Source organism: Mucilaginibacter sp. BGA-UO-ETr-C110, assembly GCF_059567985.1.
The window spans coordinates 4,392,194-4,403,182 of record NZ_JCAQPB010000002.1; the positions used below are offsets into that span (position 1 = coordinate 4,392,194).

13 protein-coding genes are annotated in these 10,989 nt (G+C 44.6%); 9 read left to right on the plus strand and 4 right to left on the minus strand.

Annotated features, from left to right (window positions below):
• Positions 1-10: 10 nt before the first annotated feature.
• The 9 genes from AC57BQ_RS18870 to AC57BQ_RS18910 all read left to right on the plus strand — a co-directional run bounded on the left by AC57BQ_RS18870 (position 11) and on the right by AC57BQ_RS18910 (position 5,996).
• Positions 11-583: a Crp/Fnr family transcriptional regulator gene (locus tag AC57BQ_RS18870; RefSeq protein WP_496407741.1), complete on the plus strand. Its 573-nt coding sequence runs from the start codon at positions 11-13 to the stop codon at positions 581-583.
• A 123-nt stretch (positions 584-706) separates the two neighbouring features.
• The gene (locus tag AC57BQ_RS18875; RefSeq protein WP_496407742.1) at positions 707-1,258 is read left to right on the plus strand and encodes a YceI family protein; all 552 of its coding nucleotides are present in this window, start codon (positions 707-709) and stop codon (positions 1,256-1,258) included.
• Positions 1,259-1,270: 12 nt separating this feature from the next.
• Positions 1,271-1,489 (plus strand): tautomerase family protein, encoded by a 219-nt coding sequence (locus AC57BQ_RS18880; RefSeq protein WP_496407743.1) that lies wholly within the window; start codon positions 1,271-1,273, stop codon positions 1,487-1,489.
• A 3-nt stretch (positions 1,490-1,492) separates the two neighbouring features.
• Positions 1,493-2,227 (plus strand): SDR family NAD(P)-dependent oxidoreductase, encoded by a 735-nt coding sequence (locus AC57BQ_RS18885; RefSeq protein ID WP_496407744.1) that lies wholly within the window; start codon positions 1,493-1,495, stop codon positions 2,225-2,227.
• A gap of 1 nt (position 2,228) precedes the next feature.
• On the plus strand, positions 2,229-2,681 hold the full coding sequence (locus tag AC57BQ_RS18890; RefSeq protein WP_496407745.1) for a nuclear transport factor 2 family protein: 453 nt from the start codon (positions 2,229-2,231) through the stop codon (positions 2,679-2,681).
• A 23-nt stretch (positions 2,682-2,704) separates the two neighbouring features.
• On the plus strand, positions 2,705-3,007 hold the full coding sequence (locus tag AC57BQ_RS18895; protein ID WP_496407746.1) for a putative quinol monooxygenase: 303 nt from the start codon (positions 2,705-2,707) through the stop codon (positions 3,005-3,007).
• A 39-nt stretch (positions 3,008-3,046) separates the two neighbouring features.
• Positions 3,047-4,123 (plus strand): NAD(P)H-dependent flavin oxidoreductase, encoded by a 1,077-nt coding sequence (locus tag AC57BQ_RS18900; RefSeq protein WP_496407747.1) that lies wholly within the window; start codon positions 3,047-3,049, stop codon positions 4,121-4,123.
• A 27-nt stretch (positions 4,124-4,150) separates the two neighbouring features.
• Positions 4,151-4,999, plus strand: coding sequence for an SDR family NAD(P)-dependent oxidoreductase (locus AC57BQ_RS18905; RefSeq protein WP_496407748.1), 849 nt, complete (start codon positions 4,151-4,153; stop codon positions 4,997-4,999).
• A gap of 70 nt (positions 5,000-5,069) precedes the next feature.
• On the plus strand, positions 5,070-5,996 hold the full coding sequence (locus AC57BQ_RS18910; protein ID WP_496407749.1) for a Dyp-type peroxidase: 927 nt from the start codon (positions 5,070-5,072) through the stop codon (positions 5,994-5,996).
• A gap of 75 nt (positions 5,997-6,071) precedes the next feature.
• Here AC57BQ_RS18910 and AC57BQ_RS18915 read toward each other — a convergent pair whose 3' ends face one another.
• From AC57BQ_RS18915 to AC57BQ_RS18930, 4 genes are all read right to left on the minus strand, one after another.
• Positions 6,072-6,860, minus strand: coding sequence for a glycoside hydrolase family 16 protein (locus tag AC57BQ_RS18915; protein WP_496407750.1), 789 nt, complete (start codon positions 6,858-6,860; stop codon positions 6,072-6,074).
• Between the two features lie 143 nt (positions 6,861-7,003).
• Entirely contained in the window at positions 7,004-8,341 is a 1,338-nt protein-coding gene (locus AC57BQ_RS18920; RefSeq protein WP_496407751.1) for a glycosyl hydrolase family 18 protein, read from the minus strand.
• A 31-nt stretch (positions 8,342-8,372) separates the two neighbouring features.
• Positions 8,373-9,380, minus strand: coding sequence for a glycosyl hydrolase family 18 protein (locus AC57BQ_RS18925; RefSeq protein WP_496407752.1), 1,008 nt, complete (start codon positions 9,378-9,380; stop codon positions 8,373-8,375).
• Positions 9,381-9,393: 13 nt separating this feature from the next.
• The gene (locus tag AC57BQ_RS18930) at positions 9,394-10,986 is read right to left on the minus strand and encodes a SusD/RagB family nutrient-binding outer membrane lipoprotein (protein ID WP_496407753.1); all 1,593 of its coding nucleotides are present in this window, start codon (positions 10,984-10,986) and stop codon (positions 9,394-9,396) included.
• Positions 10,987-10,989: the final 3 nt, after the last annotated feature.

Sequence of the window (10,989 nt, forward strand, 5' to 3'; positions counted from 1 at the left end):
TTTTGATTTGATGCAAGCCAAAGAAACACTCCAGGCGCATATCGCCAAAACTATATCATTAACGGATGAGCAGTTCGATTATGTTTTTTCGCATTTTAAACAGCGGTCATTCAAAAAAGGACAGGTTATTATTGCCGCCGGCGACAAGGTGGATTGCGAATATTTTGTACTGGATGGCTGCTTGAAATCATTTTATATCAATGATGACCTGAAAATGTTCATCCTTCAATTTGCCATGCCAACCTGGTGGGCTTCGGATTACAACGCACTTTACAGCAACGCTAAAGCAACCATCAATTTGGATTGTATTACAGATGCCGAGGTGCTTTGTCTCTCAAACGATGACCGCGAAAAACTCTGCAACGAAATCCACCAGGTAGAACATTTTTTTCGCTGGCGTACCAATAAAGGATATGTTGCCTCTCAAAAAAGGTTATTATCATTCATGAACAATGATGCCAAACATCGTTATGAAGAGCTGCTGGCTCAATATCCCGCGCTATATAATATCGTCCCCAAACATTTAATTGCCGCCTATCTGGGGGTTTCGAGAGAAACGTTAAGCCGGCTTTATCATTCCTGATCTCTTCAGCCCAAAATGTGATGTATATCACTTAATTTACCTGCTTTTTTAAATGTGATGTAGGTCACGTAAGTTCCTCTTCACTCCTCCCCACATTTGTATTGTCATTAAAGACATACAAACATGGAAACACAAAATTTTAAAATCGTAAGCGCTAAAAGTAACATCGACTGGACCGGTCGTAAAGTAACCGGCGCACATAACGGAACTATCTCCGTTAAAGAGGGTTCTTTAACCTTTAACGATGGCCAGCTAACAGGCGGCCAATTTACAATCGATACTACATCGATTAACATTCTGGATATAACCGATCCGGCTACCAACGCGCAATTTGCAGGTCACCTGGCTTCGGAGGATTTCTTCAATTCAAAACAATATCCCGAAGCTTTATTCTTGATCACCACATCAGTGCCCAAGGGTGATGGCTCTTATCATATTAATGGAGACCTGACCATCAAGGATCTTACTCATCCGGTAGCGTTTGACGCGCAGATCGATCATGCTGGCGATGTGATCACCGCATCTGGAAAAATCGTGATCGACCGTACCAAATACGGAATGAAGTTCCGTTCAGGTAATTTCTTCAAAGATCTGGGCGATACTTTGATCTACAATGAGTTTGAACTACATGTAACTATCACCGCTAACGCTGTTGCAGAAATAGCCTTAGCCTAAAAATCTACAGCCATGCCATTCGTAAAAATCGAAATCACCCGTGAAGGAGTCACCCGTGAACAAAAGCAAACCTTAATAAAAGGTGTAACTGAGTTGTTAACCAACACGCTAAACAAAGACCCGCATTTAACCCATGTGGTGATACAGGAAGTTGACCTGGACGATTGGGGATATGCTGGCGAACAAGTATCTGTATTAAGAGAAAAAGGCATCACAGCCGATAAAAAATAAAATATGAAAAAACAAACCATCATCGTTACCGGCGCATCATCCGGAATCGGTAAAGAAATAGCCCGTTATTTTTTAGAAAAGGGCGATAATGTTGTGATCAATTCGTCAACTACCCACAAATTGGAGCAGGTTTTTAACGAACTTGGTGCTGGCGATAACCTGGCCATGGTTGCCGGCAACGTAAGCCATAAACATACCGGCGAACAGCTGGTAGCTAAGGCCATTGAAAAATTTGGTTCGGTAGATGTGCTGGTAAACAATGCCGGCATATTTGAAACCAGGCCTTTCCTGGAAGTGGATGAAGCCTACCTGGATAAGTTTTTGAACACCAACCTGAGGGGTACTTACTTTACTACTCAGGCGGTTATTCCACAAATGTTGAAACAGCGCGACGGTGTAGTGATCAATATTGGCACTCCGTTGGTTAACCATTCCCTTGCAGGAGTACCTATTACTGCACCAATGGCATCAAAGGGAGCCATACAAGCGCTTACTATACAACTGGCAGGTGAGTTTGGTAAAGATAACATCAGGGTGAATTCGATTGGGCCTGGCACCATCCGTACCCCTATGCATGGTGATAATGCCGATCAAAGCGCTGGATTGCATCTGCTGAACCGTGTGGGCGAAGTGGAAGACATCGCGGAAATGGTTTATACCGTTGCCAAGAGTAAGTTTATTACCGGCGCTATCATCAACGTAGATGGTGGTATAGGAGCCGGGCATAATTTAAATTGATATGAAACCCTTTTTATTAATCGCTTTAATGCTCTGCGGCTTGCGGGGCATTAAAGCACAAAATTTAAAGAAAATGGAAAATAATCAGCAAGACAGAGCCGCCATTACCGGGGTACTCGAAGACATCTACTTCAAAGGGATATATGAAGGAGATGTTAACGCATTAAGCCAAATTTACTACAGCGGCACACTATTATTTGGCGATGTAAAAGGCCAGCCTTACGCCAAAACACTGGAGCAGTATTTGGATGGCGTGGCACACCGCCAAAGCCCAAAAGATTCGGGCAAACCATTTAAAGGGGATATTATTGACATCAGGGTGATAAATTCCATAGCCGTTGCCGAGGTAAAAGTAAAAATGTATGATTTCAATTACCATGAATTGCTGTCATTCCACCAGATAGATGGCAAATGGCTCATCGTTAATAAAATGATCAGCGATATTGCTCAATAAAACCGATTAAAAATATTTTGGTCATGAATAGTAAGATAACGTTGATCGCCAATATAGATATCCTTCCGGGTTTTGAGGAGGAGGTAAAAAAGGTAATGGTTGCCATGGCTATTGAAACCCGCAAAGAAACAGGTTGTGAATTATTTCAGGTGAATACCCGGGAGGATTCTCCGCAGATGATTGTCAATTATGAGGTATATCAAAACCAGGAGGCCTTTGATTTACATAAAACTTATGCCTATGCCGCTACGTTCTTTGAATACGTGAAAGGGAAAATAAAAAATGACGAGATCGAGGTGATTTATTTGACAGCGTTAAATAGCTAATAGCTCATAAAAAATTGGTGCATAAAGTAATATAAAATCATGTGGTATAACACAAAAGCAACGGAATTATTAGGCATAGATTACCCGATCATGCAGGGACCATTCGGCGGTGGATTATCCACGGTTGAGTTGGTGGCGACGGTGTCCAACGCTGGTGGTTTAGGTGGGTTTGGCGCTTACACTTTGAGTCCGCAGGAGATCTATGAAAAAGATAAACAACTGAAAGCCGCGACCAACAAGCCATACAATATTAATCTGTGGGTTTCTGATACTGATACGGTTGATGACACGGTTTCGGACGAACATTTCGAGCAGGCCAAAACCTTGTTCAAGCCTTATTTTGATGAAGCCGGGATTGCTTTGCCCGAAAAGCCTGCCACCTTTAAATCCCGTTTTGAAAACCAGATTGAGGTCATTCTGAGCACCCGTCCAAAAGTGTTCAGCTTTATGTTTGGCATACCCTCTGCGGATATCCTGGAGCAATGCCGTAAACTGGGTATTAAAACAGTGGGCGCCGCCACAACGCTGGATGAAGCGATTGCTTTGGAAGCGGCCGGCGTAGATCTGATCATCGCCTCGGGTTTTGAATCCGGCGGTCATCGCCCTTCGTTTTTAGCCTCTGCCGAACAATCAACTACCGGAACTTTTGTATTAGTCCAATTGATTAAAGAGAAAGTAAAAACACCGATCATTGCCGCGGGTGGTATCGCAAGCGGTCGTGGTGTAGCCGCAGCTCTCACTTTGGGTGCTGATGCAGCGCAGATCGGTACCGCATTCCTGGCTTGTGATGAATCGGGTGCCTTACCCATTCACCGGCAAATGTTATTTTCTGATGCCGCTAAATACACCACACTGTCACGTGCCTTTACAGGACGATTGGGTCGGGGTATCACCAGCAGGGTGGCTAAAGATTTAGTGGGACAAGAGAAACAATTTTTGCCCTTCCCCTTACAAACTACTTTCATGTCATCGTTAAGAAAAGCGGCGCTTGAGCAACAAAAATGGGATCTGATATTGTTCTGGGGCGGGCAAATTGCACCGATACTTAAACATACCAAGGCCGCCGTGTTGATGCAATCCTTAATTGAGGATACCTCAAAGATCATGACCTCATAAATCAAAACAGTTTAAAACAAACAAGTTATGAACTCATCAAAAGTATGGTATGTAACCGGGGCCTCTCAGGGCCTGGGGCTCAACCTGGTAAAAAAGTTGCTGAACGATGGCTACCGGGTAGCTGCCACCTCGCGCAATGCGCAAACCCTTAAAGATGCTGTCGGTGTGATAGACACAGACCGCTTTCTCCCCCTGGCAGTAGACCTGAGTAACCTGGATTGTATTGAAGAATCGATCAGGCAAACTATTACCGCGTTCGGCCGAATTGATGTGCTGGTTAACAATGCCGGTTACGGCATGGCCGGTACTGTAGAAGAAATTGTAGAGCGGGATATCAGGAATATTTTTGACGTGAATGTTTTGGCTACCATTAATGTTACCCGGAGCATCCTGCCTGTTATGCGTAAGCAGAAAGCAGGCTTCGTTATCAACATGGGCTCTGTAGCCGGTTTTGTAGGCGCGCCGGGCTGGTCGGTCTATTCGGCTACCAAAGCTGCAGTCGCAGCTTTTTCTGAAGTGTTGGCGCTTGATGTTAAAGAGTTTGGTATTAAGGTGACTGTGGTTGAGCCATCAGGTTTCCGTACCGGCTTTCTTACCAAAGATTCACTCGCCTTTACCGAAAGTAAGATCGATGGTTACCAGGCAGTTAAAGATACACAGAATCGCTACCTGGCAGCCAACGGCAAACAACCCGGCGACCCGGATAAGGCCGCTGAGATATTGATACGGCTTTCTGAAGATCAGCAACCGCCGCTGCACCTGTACCTTGGTCGGGACGCCTATAAGCGGGCATCAGAAAAATTGAAAGCGATGGTTGACGAACTGGAGACCTGGAAAGCAACTACTATAGGTGCCGATTTTCCCGATCAGAATTAAGGATCTTATCATAATGCTTTGCCGATTTTGCTTATTTTCGTAATGCACAACAGCCTTATATAATAAGCTTATGAATCCGGATTCACAGAATGTTACAGACTACACCAATGACAATACCATATTTATGGTCTGGGATTTTAAGGATACCCCGGAGATTAAAGACGTTTTCAGCAAGCTTTGCAAGCTGATCATCAACCTCAATAATTCCGTTAATGTTCGTTTCCCTGTTTCCCGGGCAAGCTGTGTAATGGGAATCGGACATGATGCCTGGCTTAGGCTTGGGCTCCCTCTTCCATTACCTAAAGAATTAACGAATTTTGAGCCCATCATCGGCAGCAAGCACACAGCGGTTTCTACCAAAGGCGATCTGCATTTTCATATCAGGGCCGATACTACCAGTATATGTTATGATATGGCATCTGCCATAACGGATCTTTTAAGTCCCGTGGCTATCAGTACCGAAGAAATTCATGGCTTCAGGTATTGGGATAGCCGATCCATTTTAGGTTTTGTTGATGGTACTGAAAACCCTCACGGCCAGGATAGGGAATTGTTTGGCATAGTGGGGAATGATGACGCTGTTTACCAAGGTGGGAGCTACCTTTTTGTACAAAAATATATCCATAATTTAACCGCATGGAAAGGCCTTTCGACCGAACAACAAGAGAAAGTAATTGGACGGTACAAAGCGAATGATATAGAAATGAGCGATGAGGTAAAACCTTCCAATTCGCATATAGCCCTGGCCAATGTTGGTGATGATCTTAAAATTGTTAGGGATAATATGCCTTTTGGCAACATGTCTACCAATGAAATGGGCACTTACTTTATAGCCTATGCCAGTACATTCAGCACCGTAAAAAAAATGCTGAATAATATGTTTATTGGTTCACCGGAAGGGAATTATGACAGGATATTAGATTTCAGCACAGCCAAAACAGGAAGCCTGTTTTTTGTACCGACATTTAATATGATAGATGATTTTTCGTCAGAGTAAGTTTTATATTTCCTTTAATCAATAAAAGATAAAGCCAAACTTTTAAAAGTTTGGCTTTATCAGAAAAATATGTGCTTATAACGGCGTAAATTTAAAGCTGTGAATGATCACTTCAACCGGCTGCCCATCAGATGGTGCATTTCCGTCAAAAAGCCATAAATTCATATGCACCGGCATGGCTAAGGTGCTTATTGAAATGGGAGAAGTACCGGTAGTACTAAAAGTTTTGGATTGAAACTGGTTAGCATCCCCATCCTGAAAACCGTAAAGGCTCTGCAAGTAAACACTTGTACTTGTCCTTTTGAATCTGTGGGTAGTATATGTTCCGTTAGGTGTAGTAAACGAAGCGGTATACGAACCGGGACTACCAGTAACACCTGTTGCAGGCCAAATGGTATAATTTAAATTATCCCAGGCGGCATTACCCCAGCGGGCTATCTCGATATCCATTTCGTCATGTTGGTCATTTCCCGAATAGTTGTATAAGCCCAAAACGATGTTCTTGTCAAACGAGCCTAACGTTCCTTCAACCTGCCATTGGTATGTTCCATAACCTAAGCTTTGCGTAGTATAAACTTCAGCACTCTCCCAGTGATTATTTGATGGATTTTTCGCGACTTTTAAATGCAGCCAACCATTGGCGTCGACCCAGGCGTTTGATCCGCTCCAATAGTTTGGCCCCGGGCTTACCAAACCACTCGGGGCATTTACCTGCCAGGTATACCCGGCAAAAGATACCGTGGCATTTACCGCTTTTTTCCTGGTGGCCGTGGGATCTGAATTTGCTGATTGTACAGTTGAACTTTCTTTTTTACAAGCTGTAACCATTACAACTGCAAGGAGTACTAAAACCATTTTTTTCATAGTTTCTAAAATTTAGATGTTAAAATTATTGATGTAGATTAATTGCGATTTTGGAGTATATCATTACTTTTTTAATGCGATTTCAATAGTTTTTACTTGTACTTCTTAGCGATGACCGGCTCACTGGGTATTAAAAATTTATGCTACTTTAAGGCCTGGTAAATAACAGCCATCAACGAACTGGCGCCGGTGGCATCGTAATCAGCAGCCCACAAATACGCTCCTTTAAACCCGTTAGTTTTTATATAAGCTGCCTTTTTTGCTACCAGTGGTACGCCATTAAAATAGACGCCAAAAGCAATGTTGGCCTTTTCCTTTTGCGCGTTAGCCGGATCGGCAGCTATGATAGATCTATAGGTCATGTAACTATAGGAACCCCAGCTATCATTATTACCCGCAGCATTTAAGGCGTCATAGCGTAAACCAAAGGCGGGTATACCTATAACCAGTTTATTGGCCGGCAGGTGAAATTGTGTCCAGATCGCCGCTCCTGATACCATAAAATCATAACTTGATGATTGGCCCACAGGCGCATCAGGACCAATATGTATGTTATCTTCATAAGCATGTACATTAACCCAGGTAGCGGCAGAAAGATCAGGGTATTCCCAATGCTGATAGTTAACAGATGCCGTAACCGTTATGATAGCTGTGGCTGGCAGCGCGGCTTTTAGAGCAGTTAAGAATGGCCCGATAGCATGAATATTGTCAGGCGCGGCTACGGAGTTAATATCGGTCATGTTGATATCAACACCATCCAGTTTCCGCTTCAACACATACGCTTTCACCGAATCTATCAATAGTTTCATAGAGACCGGGTTGCGGATGGCCGTACCGAAATCATTGCTTTCGTATACGGCCCATCCATCAATCCCCGACAGGTGACCGCTCAACCCTAAAATCACCGGTACGCCGTTAATATGAGCCCTTGCTATGATCTCATCGGCGCGCTGATTCACGTTTCCTTTGGATACATCCAACGTACCATCGGCGGCTACCTTGCCAACCTGGTAATCAACGTGGGTAATATTGCTCCAAACCAGGTCGGCCGCTGTACCATCTTCGGTCAGGTTAGCAAGCACTACGCTGGTGTAGGGTTTAAAAGTGTAAGTTGACGGGCTAACCAATACCTTGGTTGTGCGCGATGTGGTTTCGCCATTATAGCTCACGTCCAGTTTAATGGTGAATTCGCCGCCTGTGGTTGGCTTAAAGTTAAAAGCCGTATCCGTCGACATTTCTTTATCATTCACTTTCCAGCTTATTTTCACTTGTTTTGCCGGCGAAAAGGCAAGGCCATTAAATACTGCCGTTTGTCCTTCGTTAATAATTTGTGGTGCACCAAGCTTCCGCAGGTTATCAAATATGCGTGGCGTATAGGGGTTATCGGCCTCCTGCTTTTTGGCCTCATCTTTTTTACAGCCCTGCAACACCAGCATCATGAGCATGATCACCGGTACCGATATATGTATAAATTTCTTCATCTTACTAAATGTTTTAAAGTCTGTTTACCGATCATTTACTATGCGCTTTGATCACCGTATTAATGGCATTCAATAATGAATTAGCTCCTTTGGCATCCTGCCTCAATTGCCATATCATGATACCACCCGCTTGATTCAGCGCCAGTTCGGTCTTACTTTTTATAGTAGGGATACCATTATAATACACGATGCCACCACCGGGAACCGTTACCTGGTCAAGATTTTCGGAACCGGGATAATCGGCCAGGATCTCGCTGAAGGCCAGGCTCTCGGGCGCATTTACCCCAAAGCCATAACCATAAAATGGCACACCCAGGCTCAGCTTTTCTTTCGCTATGCCACGGGTTCCACCCCAATAGTTCATATCATCTACAGCCATACTATAGGGCGAATGCTGGCCCGGCCTGGCCTGGTTCCAGGGACCAGTTTTATCGTATGACATCACATTGATAAAATCAAGCTGTGCCAGCGCTTTATCCGGGTAACTATCGGCATATACCGTAGCTACAGCCGCGGTAACGAGCTTCTTTTTGGCTTTGAGCGCTGTAGAAAGATTGGTCACAAAGGCTTCGTAGTTTTTATCGATAAAGGCTTGTTCCAGGTCAACATCAATACCATCCAGCAAATTATCGTCGGTAAGCTTAACCAGGGCGGCAATAAATTTGGCCTGATTAGCCGGGGCTATCAGTGCGCTCATGTAAGCCGGCGGGTTGCCCCCGGCGATGGATGCCAATATCTGCACGCCTTTGCTATGGGCCAGTATAGCTACCTGTTTCAAGTTGTCGTCAGCAGCAAAAGTGCCGTCGGCCGCAGGGTTGATGAACGCCACATTCAAATGAGTGATCATGCTAAAGTCGATGGCATTGGCCTCGTTCAGTATATTCCCTTCATAGCGCAGGTAACCCACCACCCTGAACCGGGCAGGGGTAGTTGTATTATTTTCGGGAGCAGCTTTTACATCACTTTTTTTGCAGGCCATAATGGCTATCAGTATCAAAAAAGTAAAAGGTAAAAGGGCTGTGTTCTTTAATATTTTCATCGTGTTATATAGTTTATTGTTTGTCCCACCAAACCCTGCCAGTCCAATCGTCTTTACCGCCGAGGGCGGCAATAGCGCTGGCTATGTTGGCGGAGTTTTGCTCACGCTCGGTCAAAGGATATTCAAATCTGCGGGGAATAGTAGTTACGTCCGATTCGGCAGTTACCCCAGGAACCAATGCCGGGAAACCGGTACGCCTCCAGTTGGCATAAGCCTCGGGGCCATTCAGCAGCAAAGCCACCCAAAGCTGGGTATCTATCATCTGCAGTTCTTTACCCGGGGCCAGCTGGTTATCCTGTTGAAATTGCTGTATCTGGGCGCCACTTAAAACCGGCCCTGTAGGATATAATGCCAATTGCTGACAGGCAGCAGCCAAACCTTTGTTGAAATGGGCTTTAGCATCACCACCCAAACTTAAACCCCAGCGGGTATTAGCTTCGGCCAGTAAAAATTCCACTTCGGCGTAGGTCATGTGAAAATACGGGGCATCGCTGCGCACCAGGAAATCGGCCAGCTGCACTTTTTGACCACCATTTGGAACCGATAAGGTTCCACGCCCTGGATAATCAACATTAATAGCCCCTAAAAAATCATCATAGTTATATTTGCCGGGGCCAACGCCAATAATGCCTACCTGCGCCTTTACCTGGTCGGTAACATCAAGCCGGTCGGTTAGTTTATCGGGGTTTACCCAGTAAGCACGCGCTATGTAATTGAGGCGGGGGTCATTGGTATTTTTCATTTCATCCAACAAGGTGGTACAAACCCTCGGACGACCGTCATCCTGATACTGGTTGATACCCACTGAAACACCATTACCACGAATTTCCAGATACCCATTGGTGATGTTATTATAATCGAGCTTGCAGATATCACTGTTGTCGGTAAACAGGCCGGAGTTAAAGGCGTCCTGCGCTTCGGTTTTAGCTCTTGCATTATCAATCTTAACTAAACGCATGGCCAGCCGCAGGCGCAGGGAGTTGGCAAACTTTTTCCACTTAGCAACATCCCCATGATAAAACAAATCTTTGCTTATATCGTCTTTTGAGGCATCCAGGCTTGCGGCCGCGGCTTTCAGCTCTTTAAAAAAATCGTCGTAAATATCTTTTTGCGTATCAAACTTGGGTCTTACCGTTCCGGTTGAATAGGCCTTACCAGCTTGCGAGTATGGGATATCACCATAAAGATCGGTAAGCCTGGCAAAAACATACACCTTCATGATACGGCATATCGCGTTCAGGTTGGTTTTCAGCGGATCGGTTTTGGTACGGTCAACCGCGTCAACAATGTTCAGCACATCGTTAGGGTATCCCAACTCCCAAAGCTCAGACATGTATTGTTTGTTTTTGATATAAGCGCTGCCATAACGGTTATAATATGCCCCTCCTATTTGCTGTATCTCCGGCATCGTCATGATAATGCTGGTACGCTCATTTATGGTAACATCGCCACCAAAGCGCAGTTGTACCAAAGCCAGTTGATTTATAGGATCAAGGTTGCTTGATTTTGTAGGATCGGTGTTCACATCCCCGAATTTTTTGCACGAAAACAGCAGCATCGGCAGCAGGAACGTAAGCAGCAGGTATTTATTAAAAGTTCTTTTCATCTT